Source organism: Kitasatospora sp. NPDC059827, from assembly GCF_042731675.1.
Lineage (GTDB): Bacteria > Actinomycetota > Actinomycetes > Streptomycetales > Streptomycetaceae > Kitasatospora.
In genome coordinates, this window is sequence record NZ_JBHWIV010000011.1 from 77164 (window position 1) to 93711 (window position 16548).

The following is a 16548-nucleotide window of genomic DNA, read 5'->3' on the forward strand; positions in this document are numbered from 1 at the left end:
CCGTCCTGCCGCCGTCGGCGGTTCGGTGCGGTGTGTGCGCGGGTGCTACTTCTTCGCGCTCGCCGAGGGGGAGGGGGAGAGCGAGGCACTCGGCGTGCCGGTCGGCGCGGCGGAGGTGGTGGCGCTGGCGCTCGGGCTGCCGCTGGGCGTGGGCGTCGCGCAGTTCGGGGCGGTGGTCGGGGCGGCCGACGGGGTGCCGGTGGGGGTGGCCGTCGGGCCGGCGGTGGGCGAGGGCGAACCGGTGGGCGTGGCCGTTCCGGTGGGCGTCGCGGTCGCGGTCGGGCTCGGGCAGGACGTCGGCGTGCCGGTCGGGGTGCCGGACGGTGTGCCGCTGGGCGTGGCCGTCGGGGAGGCGCTGCCGGTCGGCGTGGTGCTCGGAGTCGTGGTCGGCGTGCCGCTCGGGGTGGCCGTCGGGCTGGCGGAGGGCGAGGGCGAACCGCTCGGCGTCGGCGTGCCGGTGGGCTGCGCGGACGGCGTCGGAGTCGGCGTCACCGGAGGCACCGTCGGCCGGCCGCCCGGCGTCGGGCCGGTGCCGCTGCCGGTGTCGCCGGTCGGGGTGGTGCCCGCGGTGCCGGTGCTGCCGGACGGCCGGAGGAAGGGCGAGGGCGTCGAGCCGGGCAGGGTCGGGACGCCCGGGCGGTCCGCGACCGTGGTCACCTGGCCGCTGCCGAAGTGCGCCATCCAGTTGCGGACGGTGCGCAGGTACTCGGTGGAGTTGTTGTAGCTGAGGATCGCCCGGTCCAGCTGGGCCGGGTCGGAGAGGTCCCGGCCGCCCGCGCAGAGGTAGCGCCCGGCGGTCTCGGCCGCGTCGAAGATGTTGTTCGGGTCGGCCGTGCCCTTGCCGGTGGCGTCCACGCCCCAGGAGGCCCAGGTGGAGGGGATGAACTGCATCGGGCCGACCGCGCGGTCCCAACGGGAGTCGCCGTCGTAGCGGCCGCCGTCGGTGTCGGGTATCGCGGCGAAGCCGTTGCCGTCCAGTGCCGGGCCGAGGATCGGGGTGAGCGTGGTGCCGGCGGCGTCCACCTTGCCGCCGTTCGCCTGGCCGGACTCGACCTGGCCGATCGCCGCCAGCAGCTGCCAGGGCAGGTGGCAGCCCGGCGAACGCTGCGCCAGTGAGGCCTCGGCCTTCTGGTACGCGGCGAAGACGGTGGCGGGCAGCGAGGGCCCGTTGGCGGTGAACGGGCCGGCCGCGGGCAGGCCGGGCTGGGTGCCGGGCGGCTGCGGCAGCTGGACGGCGCTGCCGCCGTCGGCGGCGGTGCCCGGGACTCCGGCGGCCGGACCGCCGAAGGGGGTGGCGGAGCCCGAGGACTGCGCGGCGGCGTCCTGCGACTGCCCGGTGTCGGCGGCGGCGGCCGGGGCGAGCCCGAGGCCCGACACCTGAGAGCCGGTCAGCGCGGCCAGCGCGGCGAACGCGGCCGCCGTGCCGGTGACCCGCTTGCCGATCCGTACCTTCCGCCCGCCCTTGGCACTGCCGATCCTCGCCGCCATCTGCTGCCCCTCCCCGTCGCCGTCCGGACCCTCCCGGAACGGTTGAGCCTTCGTCATCGTGCCCGCCCGCCGCATCGGCGGCGCCCGCCGCCGCAACGATTAGTATCACGACGATCTGACAGGTCCAGGATGGACGGGAGGCGGCCGCGAACCCGACGACGGGTGAACGCGGCGCCCCGGCCGGGGTCCGGTCGACCCGGAGCCGTCGCGCGGTGCCCACTCCGCGCTCCATCTCCGCTGCCGGTAAAGGGAGTTGGCCGTAGGGACAACGCCGGGCGGCCGGGCGCCCCGGCGGTCGGACGGGCGGTTCGAAGCGCGGGGGTGGTGCGTGGGCGTCGTTTCGGGCTCCCCGGCGGCGCCCGTCGCGAACCCCCCTGACCTGGCCCGATGCCCGCCCCCGTGGGCGGCCTTCCCTAGCAGGGCGGACGGTCGGGCGCCAGGGGGCGTCCCCAACTCGGCCCTGGACGGATGACGTTCAGGTGAAAGTGGGCATGCCAGGAATCCCGGTCCGGCATGCTGTGCCGCGTGACCATGTGGATGGAGGCCGAAACCGTGACCGCGAACCTGCCGGAGACCGTCGCCGAGGGGGCGGTGGTCCTGCCGGCACCCCCTCGGGTGGTGGACGACCTGGCCCGTGACCTGACCCAGGCCGCCGCCGCCGTCCGGGCGGTGTCGCGGAGCGGCCGTACCACCGGCGGGGACGTCGCGGTCGCCGCCTACACCGCCGTGGTGTGCACCGGGCGTTCGGCCGCGCGCGCCCTGGAGGAGGCCGCCGCCTGGTGCCGGCAGGCCCCGGAGGCCGAGGTGCACTCGCTCGCCTGGGCGCGGGTGCCCGGGCACCGGCACGACGTCTTCGAGTACCGCGTCACCATGGCCGTCAGCTTCCCCGACGACGAGACCGGGGAGCACCTCGGGGACACCCATCACTCCCACCGGTGAGGCCGTATGATCACCTGCATGGGTGATCGGGGTACGAACGGGACGGCCGGCGCGGCAGCGGACGACACCGCCAACGGGACTGCGGCAGAGGCCACTTCGGAGGCCGGCGAGCACGGCGACGACGGCCCGCGCGAACTCTCGCGGGTCGCCGCCGTCGGTGCCACCGTGCTGGCGATCGTCTGCGGCTGCGCGGCGATGCTGGCCGCGCTCCACTGGTTGGGCTGGACCGTCCCGGGCATCGGCTGGATCGTCGCCAAGGCCGGGATCAAGCTGTCCGTGGGCGGCTTCCTCGTCCTGGCCGTGGCCGCCGAGCACCTGCGCGGCAAGCTCCGGCCGAAGTCCCGCTCCTGACCGGCCCGCTCCTGACCGGCCCGGCCGGGCCGGTCGGCCACGGTGCCCCGGGGCTCAACCGGCCTGCGGCGCCGGGCAGGTGAGGTCGTGCTCGGGCGCGCGGCCGTCCAGCAGGTAGTGCTCGACGGTGTCCGTGACGCAGGGGTCGGAGCCCGGGTACTGGCCGTGGTTGCCGTTGCTGGTGACCGTCACCAGCCTGGAGCCGCGCAGCGCCCGGTGCGCGCCGAGCGCCGCCTCGTAGTACGTCGCCGGGTCGTGCAGCGAGTTGAGCATCAGCACCGGCGGCAGGTGGGCGCCGGTGACCTTGACCTCGGGCGCGGGGGCGGTCGGCCAGAGCGCGCAGACCGAGCTGAACGCGAGCGTGCGGGCACCGATCAGCGGGTAGCGCGCGGTGTTCTCCGCGCCGCGCTCGATCCAGGTGTCCAGGTCCTTCGTCCACGGGGTGTCGCCGCACGTCACCGAGAAGTACTCGGCGAGGAACTCCGGGCTGAGGTACTGGCCGAACAGTCGGCGGGCGGTCTCCTTGGCGGCCGGATCGGCCTGCTCCCAGTCGTCCAGCGCGGTCAATCCGCTCGCCAGGAGGGGGAAGGCCTTCTCGCTGTAGATCGCGTTGATCGTGCCGTTGTCCAGCTGGTTGGGGCCCAGCGTCAACGACCCGTCGGTGATCGGCGCGTCGTGCAGGGCGGCGCGCCGCTGCTCCCAGTGGGCTCCGACCTCCGCCGGGGTCGAGCCCCAGTGGTAGGTGGCGTCCCGGGCGGCCATCCAGGGCAGGAAGTCCTCCTCGAAGCGGCGCTGGAAGCTCATCGGCTGGCCCAGTTCGTACTGCTCCCAGGTGCCGTCGAAGCCGATGTTGCTGTCCAGCACCATCCGCTCGACCCGGTGCGGGAAGAGCGTCCCGTAGTAGGCGCCGATCATGGTGGCGTAGGAGGCGCCGTAGTAGCTGATCTTCTTCTCGCCGAGCAGCGAGCGGTACAGGTCCATGTCGTGGGCGGTCTGCTCGGTGGTCAGGTAGGGCAGCAGGTCGCCGCTGTTCTTCTCGCAACCCTCCACCAGCTTGCGGGAGTTGGCGATGACCCGGTCGACCGCCTCCGGCGACCGGTCGCGGTAGTCCCCGGCCAGGAACTCCTGGAACTCCTCCGGGGTCTGGCACGCGACGTGGGTGCTGCGGCCGACGCCGCGCTGGTCGAAGCTGACGATGTCGTACGCGGCGGCCACGGCGGGGGCGCCCTGGGCGAGGTCCATCGGGCGCAGCAGGCCCTGCCCGCCCGGGCCGCCGGCCGTCTCCATCAGCGCGCCCTTGCGGTGGGCTTGGTCGGTGGCGCGGTGCCGGGAGACGGCGATGCTCAGGTCGGCGCCGACGCCGGGGTGGTGCCAGTCGCGCGGGACGGCCATGGTGGCGCACTCCAGGGCCGGCTGCCCCGCGCAGGGCTGCCAGTCGAGCGCCTGCCGGGCGTAGCGGGTGGGGACGCGGTCGGCGTTCCCCGGGTTGCGGCCGGAGTCGGCGTTCGCGGTGGTGGGCAGGGCGAGGCCGGCGAGGAGCGCGGCGGCGAGGGCGGCGGCGGCGCGGCGGCCGTGGGATGCGGTGGTGTTCACGGGAACGATCATGTCCCGCCGGGTGGCTGACGCACGATGAGGCAGGAGACCGCCTTCGGGGTGGTGCTGGATACACCCCCGGGCGGGGGTATCCAGCACCACGGGCCCTGGCGGGGCGTTTCACCCGCGGTTCCGGAGGGTGGTTCCGACGGGTGCGGTTCCGGCGGGCGGCTCAGTAGGCGGCGGTGAACCGGGTACGTCGGTGCACGGGCCGCTCCGCCTCGTCCAGCAGCGCGACGGCGAGGTCCTCCATGGAGATCGCCGAGTTGCCGTCGGCGTCGACCAGCAGCTCGTCCCGGCCGAGCCGGAACCGGCCGGTGCGCACCCCGGGTTCGAGCAGGGCGGCCGGGCTCAGGTACGTCCAGTCGACCTCCCCGTCCGCGCGGTAGAGCTCCAGCTGCTCGCCGCAGGCCAGGGCGATCGGCCGGATCTCCGCCGGGAAGCCGGGCGACTCCACCAGGACCGTGCCGTCGGTGCCCGGCACGGTCAGGCTGCCGGCTCCGCCGACGGCGAGCAGGCGCACGCCGGTACCGGCCAGGCCGGCCAGCAGGCCCCGGGTGGTGGCGGCCAGTTCGTGCTCACGGCCGGGCGCCGGGCGGGTGGCGGTGACCGCGAGGTCCTGGCCGGCGACGATCCGGGCGACGTCGGCGGGCTCGCCGGCATCGCCGACGGCGAGCGTGACGGTGGCCGGCAGGCCGTGCGGCTTGGCGGGGTCGCGGACGACGGCCGTCACCTCGTGGCCGCGGGCGAGCGCCTCGGTCACGACCCGTCGGCCGACGTTGCCGGTGGCGCCGAACACGGTGATGCGCATGAAGGTTTCTCCTCGGTTCCTCTGAACGGGACTGCGATGGGGTACGCGTGGGGTGTCGTGCGGGGTGTGCGGTGCGGGGTCAGGCGTTCTCGCGCACCGGGTCCGGCCGGAGGTCCGGTCCCGCTCCGGTGGACGTCGGGGCGGCCCGGCGGGGCCGCTGGGTCTGGGCGACGATCAGCGAGCCGAGGACGACCAGCGCGCCGAGCGCCTGCAGCGGGCTCAGGTCCTGTCCGAGCACCAGCCAGCCGGCCAGGGTGGCGACCACCGGGCTGAGCAGGGAGAGGAAGGACAGCGAGGTCGGCGGCAGCGAGCGCAGCCCGCGGAACCAGACGACGTAGGTGAGGGCCGCGCCGATCAGGCAGAGGTACGCGTAGCCGAGCAGGTTGTCGGCGGTGTAGTGGGTGGGCGGGGCGCCCTCGCTCAGCAGGGTGACCGGCACCAGCAGCAGGCCGCCGGCGGTGAGTTGCCAGCCGGTGGTGGCGAGCAGCGGTGCGGGGGAGACCCAGCGCTTGGAGAGCACGACGCCGGAGGCCATCACCACCGCGCCGCCGAGCGCGGCGGCCACCCCGGCCGCGTCCAGCCGGGCGCCGGCGCGCAGCACCAGCAGGCTGACGCCCGCCACGCCGGCGATGCCGGAGAGCACGGTGCGCAGGGTGAGCCGGTCGCCGAGCAGGGCGGCCGAGAGCCCGGCGGTGACCAGGGGCTGGACGGCGCCGACGGTGGCGGCGATCCCGCCCGGGAGGCGGTAGGCGGCGATGAAGAGCAGGGCCTGGAAGGCGCCGATGTTGAGGGCGCCGAGGACGAGGGCGCGCCACCACCAGTCGCCCTTGGGCAGGGTGCGGGTGAGGGCGATCAGCAGCAGTCCGGCGGGCAGGCAGCGGATGACGGCGGCGAGGAGCGGGCGGTGGGGCGGGAGCAGTTCGGTGGTGACGAGGTAGGTCGTCCCCCAGACCGCGGGGGCGAGGGCCGTCGTCAGCAGGACGGCGAGGCGATTGCTTAGCACTAAGCCAATGTATCTCAGTGCTAAGGCATTCTTCGGCGGATCCCGCCGGTGATGTGGCTCACAGTTACCTCATCGCTAAGGAATCCGGCGGGCATCGCTTACCCTGAACCCGTGGCAGATCATCTCGACCGCGTCGTCGCGCAATGGGGCGCCGAGCGCCCCGACCTGGACGTCTCCCCGATGGAGGTGTTCGGCCGGCTCAAGCGCCTCTACCGCCTGGTCGACGCCGAACTCAACCGCACCTTCGCCGAACACGGCCTGGACGCGCCCTCGTTCGACGTCCTCGCCACCCTCAAACGCAGCGGCCCGCCCTACCGCCTCACCCCCACCGGCCTGATGCAGTCCGCCATGGTCACCTCCGGTGCCATCACCCAGCGCCTCGACCGCCTGGAAGCCCGCGGTCTGGTCACCCGGACCCGCAGCGACCAGGACCGCCGCAGCCGCGACGTCGAACTCACCCCCGAGGGTCACGCCCTGATCGACCGCGCCCTCCCCGACCACATCGCCACCGAGCACCGCATGCTCGCCGGACTCGACGAGGCCCGCAGGGCCGCGCTCGTCGACGCCATGCGCGCGCTGCTCGCCGACCTCGGGGACGACCCGGCCGGCTGACCGGCCGGGTCGGCCGGAGGTTCGACCGGCCGTTAATCGATTGCCGGGGCCGGCCGCCCCGCCTTGGATGGCGGCCATGGACCACCCTCTCTGGACCGCACTCCCCGCCGACGTCCGTCGCACGGTCGACGAACACCTCGCCGTACGGCGCCACGTCCACGCGATCAAGGCGATCCGCGAAGCGTCGCCGGAGCCCGTGCCCGGCATCCGGGAGTGCAACGACCTGATCGCCGACCGGATGACGGAACTCGGCCTGCTGCCGAACGGGCCGACCCCGGTGCCGGGCCCTCCGGCGGTGGGTGCTACGAGTCGAACCACACCGTGAGCCGCACGTTGTCCGGCCCGTGCAGGTCCGCCAGGGTCCGCATCACCGCGAACACCGGCGCCCACGGGCCGTTCGGCGGTACGGCGTCGCGCCGGGTCAGCCGCGCGATGCGGTGGAGTTGGTCGCCGACCCACCACTCGTCCCCCTCGACCCGGCCCCCGTGGTCGACGGGGTACTTCGTGTGTCGGACCAAGGCCCCGTCCGGCCCCGGGCCGTACACGTGGACCCGCTCGTCCGCCCGCTCGGCCGGTTCGTCCCAGTCCACCGCCGCCAGTTCCGCCCAGCTGATCCAGGTCGGGCTGTGGAAGTCGACCTCGGACGCCCCGAAGGCCGTACGCGTCTCCTCGGGCAGTTCCTCGGGCAGGCCCCGGTCCGGGGCGAGCGGCCGGAAGCCCGCGAGGTTGCGGACCCCGAAGAGGCAACCGAACTCGTCGTAGTTCCGGCCGCAGTACAGCGCGTAGAGGTCCAGCGCCACGCTCCAGACGGTGTCCTCGTCGGCGTCGTCCACAGGTGCGCCGTGCGTGCAGTGGTACTCGATGAAGCCGTGGATGTCCGTTCCCATTTCCCGGATCCTTGCAGTGCTCCGGGCCCGGGTGCGAGGCGTTTTCCCCGGCGCGGGGCGGTGCTCGGGGTCTACTCCGGCTTGACCGCGACCGCCTTGAAGAAGGTGTAGTGGAAGGTCCCGCCCGGTTCGGCTGCTCGGCGCAGGTCGGCGATGCCGCGGTCGAAGGCCTCCGGGGTGGTGAGCCCGGCGGCCAGGGCCTCCGGTCGGACGGCCTCGACCATCGGGACGAAGGTCCGCCGGGTGAAGCCCTCCACCAGGGCCGGGCGGCCGTCGTCGGCGTAGACCGTCCGCGGGCGGACCGTCACGTCCGTGAACCCGGCCGCCGTCAGCAGCGGGTGCAGCCGGCGCCCCACCAGGGCGTCGCCGCCCGCCCCGGCCTGGAGCCGGACCAGGTGGTCGACGGTGCGGCGGGCCGCCGGGGTCTCCGGGTGGAAGAAGGCCGAGCCGTGGTCGCCCTCGATCACCGTGATCGTCCCGCCCGGCCGCAGCACCCGCCGCAGCGCGGCCAGCCCGGCCGTCGGGTCGGACAGGTGCTCCAGCACGAAGCACAGGAAGACGTGGTCGAACGCGCCGTCCGGGAAGGGCAGTCGGTGGAGGTCACCGTGGTGCCAGGTGACCTGGGCGGCCGGCGCCGCGGCGGCGACCCGGGCCCGGGCCTGGTCCAGCGACCGGGCGGAGATGTCCGCCGCCGTGAGCAGTACGCCCGGGCTGGTGGCGAGCAGGTGCGCCGTCTGCGCACCTACTCCGCAGCCCGCCTCCAGTACCCGGCTGCCCGCCGGGTAGGCGGTGCCCGAGTGCAGCAACTCGGCGAGGGTGTCGGCCTGGTCGCCGAGGCGCTGCGCCTCGGTGTCGGAGTAGCCGTGGACGTACGGGGTGGCGGGGAGCGGGGTCGTTTCGGTGGTCATGGCTCAACCCTCGCGTCAGTATGGACCGGTGAACAGGTCCAAAGTCGCCGTGAATGACAGGTCCAAAGAGGCCGGACCGGTCGGGGAGGTCGGGGAGACCGGTGTCGACTTCCTCCAGCTCGACGCTGCCGAGGCCCCGCCCGGCGGCCTCACCGACTGGCTGGCCCGCCGGTTGCGCGAGGCCGTCGCCGACGGGCGGTTGCCCGCCGGCACCCGGCTGCCCGCCAGTCGGGTGCTCGCGGCCGAACTCGGCGTCTCCCGGGGCGTGGTGACCGACGCCTACCGGCGGCTCGCCGAGGCGGGGCAGCTCGCCGGGCGGGGCCGGGGCGGGACGGTCGTGGTCGCCCTGCCGCCGGCCGCGGTTCCCAGCGCGGTTCCCGCCGCGGTCTCCGCCGCTGGGCCGGCCCGCCCGGCACCCGCGCTGTTCCGGGACGACCCCGACCCCGAGGTGTTCGACCACCTGCGCGCCACCCCCGCCCGGATCGACCTCACCCCCGGCGTGCCCGACCTCGCCGCGTTCCCCCGCGCCGCCTGGCTGCGGGCCGAACGGGCCGTCCTCGACGGCCTCGCCGCAGCCGACCTCGGCTACGGGGACGTCCGCGGCACCCCCGCCCTGCGGCAGGCCGTCGCCCACTGGCTCGCCCGCAACCGGGGCATCCGCGCCGACCCGGAGGAGGTGCTCGTGGTCGCCGGGACGGCCCAGTCGCTCGCCCTGCTCGGCCGGGCCTTCGGCCGGGTGGGCATCACCGAGGTCGCGGTGGAGGATCCGGGCTCGCTCGGCGCCCGCCAGCACCTCGCCCACTGGCTCGCCGCCACCCCGCCCGTCCCGGTGGACGCCGAGGGCATCCGGGTCGACGCGCTGCGCGCCACCGGCGCCCCCGCCGTGCTGCTCACCCCCGCCCACCAGTACCCGACCGGTGTCGTCCTCGGCGGCGAGCGGCGTCGTGAACTCCTGCGCTGGGCGGACGAGGGCGGCCTGGTCGTCGAGGACGACTACGACGCCGAGCACCGTTACGACCGCCCGCCCGTCCCCGCGCTGCGGGCCGAACTGCCGGACCGGGTCTGCTACGCGGGCAGCACCTCCAAACTGCTCGCCCCGGCGCTGCGCACCGGCTGGCTGCTGGTGCCGCCGCCGCTGCGTGCGGCCGTGCTCGACGCCAAGCGCTTCGCGGACCTCGGCAACCCGGTGCTGCCCCAACTGGTGCTCGCCCGGCTGATGGAGTCCGGCGAACTGGAGCGCCACCTGCGGCTGTTGCGCCGACGCCACCGCCGCCGCCGGGACGCGATGATCACCGCCGTCCGCACCCACCTCCCCGCCGCGACCGTGCACGGCGCGGCCGCCGGGCTGCACCTGATGCTCACCCTGCCGGAGCAACTCGGCTGCAGTGACGTGGAGTTGGCCACCGCCGCGCTCGCCCGCGGCGTCAAGGTCCAGCCCCTGTCCTGGCACGCCCGCCTGCCGTACCCACCCGGTCTGGTGCTCGGCTACGCGGCCGGCCCACCGGGTGACATCGCCGAAGGCATCGCCGTCCTGGGGGAGTTGGTCCGCCGGGCCTCGGCCGGCGGCAACTCGGGTGCCCGCCTGGCTCCTGCGTGATCGGATCAACCACCATGAGGACGACGAAGCCCGCTGCTCCGGACCGAGCCGACCTGCTCGCCGGGATGGAGCGGACCTGGCCGAGCACGCCTGCCCCCTGCACCGCCCTCTCCGCCCGCCTGGGCGCCGTCGGCCTGGAGGCGTCCGAGCAGGAGGCGGCCATGTGGGCACTCCTGGACGACGCCCCATCGCCCGAGCACGTCACCGGGCTCGACCTCCGCCCCGTGACCACCCCCGAAGGCCTCGCCGACCACGCCTCGGTCGTGGCCGCGAACCGGGACCCGCCGGCCGCCACCGTACGGCGGTTCTTCACCCGGGCGGCGGAGTCGGCACTCGCCGACGACTGTCCGGCCCGCTACCTGGTCGGCTACGTCGACGCGGCGAGTTCGTCGAGCACGCCGTCCGAGGCCCCGCATGCGGCCGGGGGCAGACAGAGGCCCGCCCCCCGGGGCCGGCGGCGGGTGCGGTGGCGGGTGCGGTGGCGGGTGCGGTGACGGGTGCGGGGGCGGTGGTGTGCGGGCTGCCGTCCGGCGGGTTCCTGGGTACGCTGACGGACCGTATGCCGTTGCTGACCCTGGAGGGACGGATGGCCCCGTTGCGGCGGATCGCCCGGTTGACGTCGGTGGTGCTGGTGGTGGCGGCCGTGCTCGGCCCCGTCCCCGCCGGGTCGGTGACGCGCGGGAGAGGGCTCCCCGACGAGAGGAACCCGGCGATGACCGGACGGCACCAGGACGCGCGTCAACTCGCGGGTCGGCGCATCGTGCTCTCCTATCCCGGCCCGACCCCGCCTCCCGGGGTGCTGCGGGCGATCCGGGAGGGCCGGGCGGCCGGGGTGATCCTGTTCGGTGAGAACGTCACCGGTCCGGAGCAACTGGCCGAGGCGGTGGCCGCGTTGAAGCAGGCCGCCGCCGAGGCCCCGGACGCGCGCCCGCTGCTGCTGATGACCGACCAGGAGGGCGGCAAGGTGCGCCGGCTGCCCGGGGCACCGGAGCTCTCCGCCCGCCGCACCGGAACGGCCCCGGATCCGTTCGCCGCCGCCGTGGACTCCGGCGCCGGCGCCGCCGGAACGCTCGGCGACGCCGGGTTGAACGTCAACCTCGCCCCGGTGCTCGACGTCTACGACACCCCGGGCAACTTCATCGACCGCTACGAGCGCTCCTACGGCCAGGACCCGTCCACGGTGGGCGCGTTGGGCAGCGCCTTCCTCGCCGAGCAGCAGAGCCGGGGCGTGGCGGCCACCGCCAAGCACTTCCCCGGCCTGGGCGCGGCGGCCCGGGACGAGAACACCGACGCCCGCCCCGTCACCCTCCCCGTCCCGCTGGACCTGCTGCGCTCCCGCGACGAGGCCCCGTACCGGGCCGCCATCGCCGCTGGCGTGCGGATGGTGATGGCCTCCTGGGCGGTCTACCCGGCGCTGGACCCGGACCGCCCGGCGGGGCTGTCGCCCACCGTGGTCCAGGGCGAACTCCGTGAGCGCCTGGGCTTCGACGGCGTCACCGTCACCGACGCCCTGGAGGCCGACGCCCTCATGCCGTACGGTCCGACCGGCCCGCGTGCCGTCGCCGCCGCGGCGGCCGGGATGGACCTGATCCTCTGCTCCGCCCGCGACCCCCAGCAGGGCGAGGACGCCACCACCGTCCTGGCGGCCGCCCTGGACTCCGGCGACCTCGACCGCGCCGCCTTCACGGAGGCCGTCGCCCGGGTGGACGCGCTGCGGGAGGACCTCGGCTGACGGCGGCCGGCGCGGGCCGGGCGGCCAGGGCAGCCAGGGCCGCCAGGGCAGCCGACCGGGCGGCCCCGCTGCTCGGTCCGGCCGCCGGGCCAACGGTTCATCCTGGGTTCAACGGGCCGACGCCCGGCGAGGTGCGGGGGTTCGCCTTGCCGCATGGGAACACGCCATCGTAGGCGTGCTTTCGGTCGGAGGCATCGGTTCGAAGGGGAAGTGGCACTTGGGGGTTTGAATCGCATGGCAGAGTTGCAGTCAAGGCACGCATGAAATGTCACATGTGCCATGACACACTGCTCGATCCCCGTCCCACGCGTTCATTCCTCACACCCTCCGAAGGAGGAGCCATGAACCGCATCACCCGAGCTACCCGCACCACCCGCACCACCCGCATCACCCGGATCGCGGCAGGCGCGGCCGGTGCCGTCGCGCTGCTGGGCGCGCCGCTGCCGGCGGCCGCCGCCGGGCAGGAGACCGCCACCGTCACCACCTGCGGGCACTCCGGCCTCCAGGCCGGACTGTCCACCAGGGTCTGCGCGGACGTCACCGGTGACGCCGTCGTGCTGTACGGCCTGATCGGGCTGGCCGGGCCGCCCTCGCCGGGAACTCCGTGGCCGCCGGCCCCGCAGGCGCTGGTCACCCGGCTGTCGGCCGATCTGGCCGGCGTCGGCCCGCTCGGTGCGGTGGCCGGGCGCACCGAGTTCAGGGTCAGCACGGTCCGGGTGGACGGGGTCGGTGCCACCGTGCCCTGCGGGTCGGTCGTGCACGCCTCCTTCTCGGTGGAGGGCAGCTTGCGCGGACCGGCCCCGGTCACCCTGGAACTGCCTGTAGGCTGCTGACGGCTCGTCACTCAGACTGCCGGGCCCGGGAGTTGGCAGCGTCCCGGGCCCGGCCCTGTGCCGTCCCGGCCCGGCCCTCGGTGTGGGAGAGGTCACCTTCCCCTGTGACGACTTGAAGAAATCTTCATCCGTCGCGATGATGCCTACCGGCCGCGGCACGGACCCCGCCCGGCCGGGCGACCAGGCCGCCACCGAGCCGGATCGATGGAGGGAACGGACCATGCCGGTCCCGCTGTACCAGGCCAAGGCGGAGTTCTTCCGCACCCTCGGCCACCCCGTCCGGATCCGGGTCCTGGAGCTGCTCCAGGACGGCCCCCGGCCGGTGCGCGAGCTGCTGGCGGAGATCGGGATCGAGCCGTCCAACCTCTCCCAGCAGCTCGCGGTGCTGCGCCGCACCCAGCTGGTCACGGCCACCCGCGAGGGCAACACGGTGGTGTACGCGCTCAGCACCCCGGACGTCGCCGAGCTGCTCAGCGCGGCGCGGCGGATCCTGACCGAGCTGATCACCGACCAGGGGGCGCTGCTCACCGAGCTGCGCGCCGCCGGTGGCCGGTCGCCCCGCTGAGTCCGCAGCCGGCAGCTTCGCGCCCACCGGCGGCGACCGTGACCGACCCGAGGAGAGCAGTTCCATGAGTGACAGCGCCGACAGCACGGGCAGTGCCAACAGTGCCGACAGCACCGGCGAGGAGAAGCGCCGCCGCAAGGCGATGCTGATCCGCGCCGGCATCTACATCTTCGCCACCCACCTGTTCGCGGGCTTCGTCCTGCTGTTGTTCGCCCTCGGCGACCGCAAGTAGCCGTGCGGCCCGTCCGCGACGCCCGTCAGCGAGCGCGGTCGCCCGGTACCAGGTAGCGGTCGCTGGTGCTGGTCCAGGCCTGGACGCCGGCCACCAACTCCCGGGTGCCGTCCAGGTACCAGCGCCCCGCCGGGTGGCGGCGGCCCAGGTCGCGGCGCAGCCGCTCGTTCTCCCGGTGCAGGGTGCCGACCCGGGTGCGCACCGCGCGCACGGCCCGGCTGCGGGTGCAGCCGCGGACCCGCTGGAGGGTGAGGACGGTGTTGAACGCGGCGGCGCTCTGCCGTTCCTCCCGCTCCAGCGAGTAGAGGTCGTTGATCAGCGTCGCGGCGTCGGCGGTGTTGGCGCGCAGGCGGTGCAGTGCGGGTTCCGCGTGCAGGGCGGCGGGGGCGTCGGCGCCGTGGACCCGTTCCAGTATGTTCATGAACGGGTAGACGCAGCTGCCGTGGCGTCGCAGCCGCATGGTGTCGGCCAGGCCGAGGCCGAGGGCGGGAACGGTGCCGCGGGCGCGGTGTTCGGCCTCGGCGGGGAAGGTGGCCAGGCAGGCGCGCCACTCGCGGGCCGCCCGGGCGCGCCAGTCGGGGGAGGTGGACCGGCGTTGCCGGTCCCAGAGTTCCTGCCAGGCGGTGAGCAGCAGGTCGCCCGGTGCCGCGGGGCGGGCGTCGCCGTCGAGGGCGGAGATCAGCGGGTCGACCAGCGCGTGGGCCTCGGCGGGCCGGCGCCCGGGCGGGCCGTCGAAGCGGTCGTCCAGGACGGTGAACCAGCCCAGCATGTCCACCAGCAGGTCCAGGTCGGTGCCCCGGGCGCGGGGGAAGGCGTGGCCGATCAGCTCGTGCAGGGCGTAGGCCCGGTAGTCGGGGAGCTCGGTGGGGGCGAGCAGGCCGTGGCGGACCGCCCAGTCGGCGTGCCGGTCGGCGGCGGCGCGCAGTTCGGCGGGCGGCCGGGGGAGGGGTACGGCGGCGGGCGCGCCGGGGCGGGTCGCGGTGGCGGTGAGCGGACAGCCGGCGGAGTGCGGCCGGTCCGTGCCGGCCCCGGCCGGTGCGAGGCCTGTGGTGCTTGCGGTGACCGCAGCGTCCGCCGCCACGTCGCGCCCTGCCGGGGCGGAGGCGGCGGAGGCGGAGGAGACGGCGGCACTCGGCGCGGCGGAGCCACGCGGCGCCAGCCGGACCCGCAGGCCGTGGGCCTGGACGGTGGTCCACACCACCTCCCGGGCCCGCGCCCCCGGCACCGCCACCGGCCGCCAGCGGCGCAGGATCGCGGCGGCCGCGACGGTCAGCTCGGCCCAGGCGAAGGCCTCGCCGATGCACTTGTGCTTGCCCGCCCCGAAGGGCAGGAAGGACGGCCGCCCGAGCCCGCCGCCGTCCTGCCAGCGCTCGGGCCGGAAGCTCGACGGGTCGTCGTAGCGCAGCGGGTCGCGGTGCAGCGCGGTGAGGCTGTACAGCAGCTCGGTCCCGGCCGGGATCCGGTACGGGCCGAGGTCGACGGGCACCCGGGCGGTGCGCATCAGGAAGGCGTTGGGGGCGTGCAGCCGCACCACCTCCTGGGTGACGCCGCGGGTGTACGTGAGCCGGGCGAGCGCCTCGGGGGTGGGGGTGGTGCCGGCGGGCAGGTGCTCGTCCAGTTCGGCCAGGACCCGGGCCTCCACCTCGGGGTGGCGCAGGAGTTCGTCGAGCAGCCAGGTGAGCGTGGTGGAGACGGTCTCGGTGCCGGCGCCGAACATGGTGATGGCCTCGGAGCGGACGTCGGCCTCGGTGAGCGGACGGCCGGTGGCCGGGTCGGTGGCGGCGCGCAGCAGGGCCGGCAGGGTGCCGCCGCGCTGGTCCGGCCGGCCGCTTCCGGGGCGGCCGTTGACGGCCTGGTCGACCACCCGGTTGAGCACCCGGACGGCGGCGTCGAAGCGCCGGTTGACGGGCAGCGGGAGCCGGGCGAGGGCGGGGTGAGGGTAGAGGGACTGGACGATCTGGCCCTTCACCAGGTCGGGCAGCGCCCGGTGGAAGGCGAGGGTGGCGTCCTCGCTGAGCCGGGCGTCGAACAGCGAGCGGGTGACGATCTCCAGCGCGAGGTGGTTCATCTCCTTGGCCACGTCGAGGACTTGGCCGGGGCGCCAGCGGCCGGCCCGCTCCTCGGTGACCTGGTGCATCACGGCCAGGTAGCCGGCCGTCCGGTCGGGGCCGAAGGCGGGCTGGATGATCCGGCGGCGGTCGCGGTGCGCCTGTCCCTCGGACATCAGCAGGCCGTCGCCGAAGGCGGTCCTGAGGGTGTCCTGGACGGCGCCGCGCGGGCAGTCGTGGGCGAGGGCGACGAGCAGGGTGTGGACCAGCCGGGCGTCGGTCACCACGCAGACGGTGCGGGGCCCGAGCCGGATGCGGACCACGCCGCCGTGGCGGGCCAGCGAGCCGAGGAAGCCGAGCGGGTCGCGCAGCAGGGCGGCCGCGTGGCCGAGGCCGGGCAGGGCGCCGGGGGCGAGCGGCGGGACGGCGGCTCGGGGGGCGGGTGCGGGGGGTGGCGTGGTTCTCGGGGGGACGATCCGTTTCCGTGTCTCTGCCAGCAGGGCGTTGGTCGGCAGGGTCATGACACTTCCTCTCACCAGAGGGGCCGGTGCGGGCGGTACCGGGGGAAGGCACCGGCCGGCCGGCCGGGTGGCGGGGGCCGGCGAGTGCGGAGCCCGCGTGCGCCAGGGGCAGAGGGCGCACGCCATGGGAAACGCGCCGGTGCGACGGGCGTTGCGCCGAACGCGCCCGGATCACTCCAACGGACGATCATCGTGTCGGCGCTGCGCCCGTCCGTCCGTCAGGCCTGCCGCCCGGCCCTCGGGGCGGCCCTCGGCCCGGTCCGTCGCCCGGCCCTCCGCCCGGTCCTTCGCCCGACCCTCGGCCCGGTCCTCCGCCCGGCGTCGAAGCGGCCCGCTTCCATCGCCCTGACCTGCGCCGATGCCGTCCGTCCGGTGGCCCGTACCGGGCCCCGGCGGGAGGGTCTTTGGACCCTCGCCGCACGGCCGCC

The 16548-nt window shown here is 75.4% G+C and carries 17 protein-coding genes; 10 read left to right on the forward strand and 7 right to left on the reverse strand.

Translation table 11 applies throughout. The features are described from left to right. Window positions 1-45: 45 nt before the first annotated feature. Complete coding sequence (locus ACFV8H_RS09770; protein ID WP_380398034.1) at window positions 46-1488, reverse strand: hypothetical protein; 1443 nt, start codon at window positions 1486-1488, stop codon at window positions 46-48. 525 nt (window positions 1489-2013) lie between these two features. On the opposite strand from ACFV8H_RS09770, the gene ACFV8H_RS09775 reads away from it, so the two are divergent. Both ACFV8H_RS09775 and ACFV8H_RS09780 read left to right on the forward strand, forming a co-directional pair. Further along, complete coding sequence (locus ACFV8H_RS09775; RefSeq protein WP_380398035.1) at window positions 2014-2427, forward strand: hypothetical protein; 414 nt, start codon at window positions 2014-2016, stop codon at window positions 2425-2427. Window positions 2428-2445: 18 nt separating this feature from the next. Continuing rightward, window positions 2446-2778, forward strand: coding sequence for a hypothetical protein (locus ACFV8H_RS09780; protein WP_380398037.1), 333 nt, complete (start codon window positions 2446-2448; stop codon window positions 2776-2778). Between the two features lie 54 nt (window positions 2779-2832). Here ACFV8H_RS09780 and ACFV8H_RS09785 read toward each other — a convergent pair whose 3' ends face one another. The 3 genes from ACFV8H_RS09785 to ACFV8H_RS09795 form a co-directional block, all read right to left on the reverse strand. Beyond that, complete coding sequence (locus tag ACFV8H_RS09785) at window positions 2833-4371, reverse strand: alpha/beta hydrolase (protein ID WP_380398039.1); 1539 nt, start codon at window positions 4369-4371, stop codon at window positions 2833-2835. A gap of 172 nt (window positions 4372-4543) precedes the next feature. Continuing rightward, window positions 4544-5182 (reverse strand): NAD(P)-dependent oxidoreductase, encoded by a 639-nt coding sequence (locus tag ACFV8H_RS09790; RefSeq protein WP_380398041.1) that lies wholly within the window; start codon window positions 5180-5182, stop codon window positions 4544-4546. A gap of 79 nt (window positions 5183-5261) precedes the next feature. After that, entirely contained in the window at window positions 5262-6185 is a 924-nt protein-coding gene (locus ACFV8H_RS09795) for an EamA family transporter (protein ID WP_380398043.1), read from the reverse strand. Window positions 6186-6296: 111 nt separating this feature from the next. Here ACFV8H_RS09795 and ACFV8H_RS09800 point away from each other — a divergent pair, with 111 nt between their 5' ends. Further along, window positions 6297-6797, forward strand: coding sequence for a MarR family winged helix-turn-helix transcriptional regulator (locus ACFV8H_RS09800; RefSeq protein ID WP_380398045.1), 501 nt, complete (start codon window positions 6297-6299; stop codon window positions 6795-6797). Window positions 6798-6873: 76 nt separating this feature from the next. Then, the gene (locus ACFV8H_RS09805; RefSeq protein WP_380398047.1) at window positions 6874-7122 is read left to right on the forward strand and encodes a hypothetical protein; all 249 of its coding nucleotides are present in this window, start codon (window positions 6874-6876) and stop codon (window positions 7120-7122) included. On the opposite strand, the gene ACFV8H_RS09810 is transcribed toward ACFV8H_RS09805, so the two are convergent. Together ACFV8H_RS09810 and ACFV8H_RS09815 are read right to left on the reverse strand one after the other, a co-directional pair. Next, window positions 7100-7684: a hypothetical protein gene (locus tag ACFV8H_RS09810; protein ID WP_380398049.1), complete on the reverse strand. Its 585-nt coding sequence runs from the start codon at window positions 7682-7684 to the stop codon at window positions 7100-7102. The genes ACFV8H_RS09805 and ACFV8H_RS09810 overlap by 23 nt on opposite strands. A gap of 71 nt (window positions 7685-7755) precedes the next feature. Continuing rightward, the gene (locus tag ACFV8H_RS09815) at window positions 7756-8592 is read right to left on the reverse strand and encodes a methyltransferase domain-containing protein (protein WP_380398051.1); all 837 of its coding nucleotides are present in this window, start codon (window positions 8590-8592) and stop codon (window positions 7756-7758) included. On the opposite strand from ACFV8H_RS09815, the gene ACFV8H_RS09820 reads away from it, so the two are divergent. From ACFV8H_RS09820 to ACFV8H_RS09845, 6 genes are all read left to right on the forward strand, one after another. After that, the gene (locus ACFV8H_RS09820; RefSeq protein WP_380398053.1) at window positions 8591-10189 is read left to right on the forward strand and encodes a PLP-dependent aminotransferase family protein; all 1599 of its coding nucleotides are present in this window, start codon (window positions 8591-8593) and stop codon (window positions 10187-10189) included. The genes ACFV8H_RS09815 and ACFV8H_RS09820 overlap by 2 nt on opposite strands. 14 nt (window positions 10190-10203) lie before the next feature. Further along, the gene (locus tag ACFV8H_RS09825; RefSeq protein WP_380398055.1) at window positions 10204-10683 is read left to right on the forward strand and encodes a hypothetical protein; all 480 of its coding nucleotides are present in this window, start codon (window positions 10204-10206) and stop codon (window positions 10681-10683) included. Window positions 10684-10748: 65 nt separating this feature from the next. Next, on the forward strand, window positions 10749-11921 hold the full coding sequence (locus ACFV8H_RS09830) for a glycoside hydrolase family 3 N-terminal domain-containing protein (protein WP_380398056.1): 1173 nt from the start codon (window positions 10749-10751) through the stop codon (window positions 11919-11921). A 341-nt stretch (window positions 11922-12262) separates the two neighbouring features. Next, complete coding sequence (locus ACFV8H_RS09835) at window positions 12263-12754, forward strand: hypothetical protein (RefSeq protein WP_380398058.1); 492 nt, start codon at window positions 12263-12265, stop codon at window positions 12752-12754. Between the two features lie 220 nt (window positions 12755-12974). Further along, on the forward strand, window positions 12975-13319 hold the full coding sequence (locus tag ACFV8H_RS09840) for an ArsR/SmtB family transcription factor (RefSeq protein WP_375886846.1): 345 nt from the start codon (window positions 12975-12977) through the stop codon (window positions 13317-13319). A gap of 64 nt (window positions 13320-13383) precedes the next feature. Further along, window positions 13384-13551 carry a DUF6126 family protein gene (locus tag ACFV8H_RS09845; protein ID WP_380398060.1) on the forward strand — a complete coding sequence of 56 codons (168 nt, stop codon included), beginning with the start codon at window positions 13384-13386 and terminating at the stop codon, window positions 13549-13551. Window positions 13552-13576: 25 nt separating this feature from the next. On the opposite strand, the gene ACFV8H_RS09850 is transcribed toward ACFV8H_RS09845, so the two are convergent. Beyond that, complete coding sequence (locus ACFV8H_RS09850; protein ID WP_380398062.1) at window positions 13577-16120, reverse strand: cytochrome P450; 2544 nt, start codon at window positions 16118-16120, stop codon at window positions 13577-13579. Window positions 16121-16548: the final 428 nt, after the last annotated feature.

What these genes read in the sequence shown, in the direction of transcription:
- ACFV8H_RS09770 (WP_380398034.1), bottom strand. Translation starts at nt 1,488, where the DNA reads ATGGCGGCGAGGATCGGCAGTGCCAAGGGCGGGCGGAAGGTACGGATC.
- ACFV8H_RS09780 (WP_380398037.1), top strand. Translation starts at nt 2,446, where the DNA reads ATGGGTGATCGGGGTACGAACGGGACGGCCGGCGCGGCAGCGGACGAC.
- ACFV8H_RS09790 (WP_380398041.1), bottom strand. Translation starts at nt 5,182, where the DNA reads ATGCGCATCACCGTGTTCGGCGCCACCGGCAACGTCGGCCGACGGGTC.
- ACFV8H_RS09805 (WP_380398047.1), top strand. Translation starts at nt 6,874, where the DNA reads ATGGACCACCCTCTCTGGACCGCACTCCCCGCCGACGTCCGTCGCACG.
- ACFV8H_RS09810 (WP_380398049.1), bottom strand. Translation starts at nt 7,684, where the DNA reads ATGGGAACGGACATCCACGGCTTCATCGAGTACCACTGCACGCACGGC.
- ACFV8H_RS09820 (WP_380398053.1), top strand. Translation starts at nt 8,591, where the DNA reads ATGGCTCAACCCTCGCGTCAGTATGGACCGGTGAACAGGTCCAAAGTC.
- ACFV8H_RS09815 (WP_380398051.1), bottom strand. Translation starts at nt 8,592, where the DNA reads ATGACCACCGAAACGACCCCGCTCCCCGCCACCCCGTACGTCCACGGC.
- ACFV8H_RS09825 (WP_380398055.1), top strand. Translation starts at nt 10,204, where the DNA reads ATGAGGACGACGAAGCCCGCTGCTCCGGACCGAGCCGACCTGCTCGCC.
- ACFV8H_RS09830 (WP_380398056.1), top strand. Translation starts at nt 10,749, where the DNA reads ATGCCGTTGCTGACCCTGGAGGGACGGATGGCCCCGTTGCGGCGGATC.
- ACFV8H_RS09835 (WP_380398058.1), top strand. Translation starts at nt 12,263, where the DNA reads ATGAACCGCATCACCCGAGCTACCCGCACCACCCGCACCACCCGCATC.
- ACFV8H_RS09840 (WP_375886846.1), top strand. Translation starts at nt 12,975, where the DNA reads ATGCCGGTCCCGCTGTACCAGGCCAAGGCGGAGTTCTTCCGCACCCTC.
- ACFV8H_RS09845 (WP_380398060.1), top strand. Translation starts at nt 13,384, where the DNA reads ATGAGTGACAGCGCCGACAGCACGGGCAGTGCCAACAGTGCCGACAGC.
- ACFV8H_RS09850 (WP_380398062.1), bottom strand. Translation starts at nt 16,120, where the DNA reads ATGACCCTGCCGACCAACGCCCTGCTGGCAGAGACACGGAAACGGATC.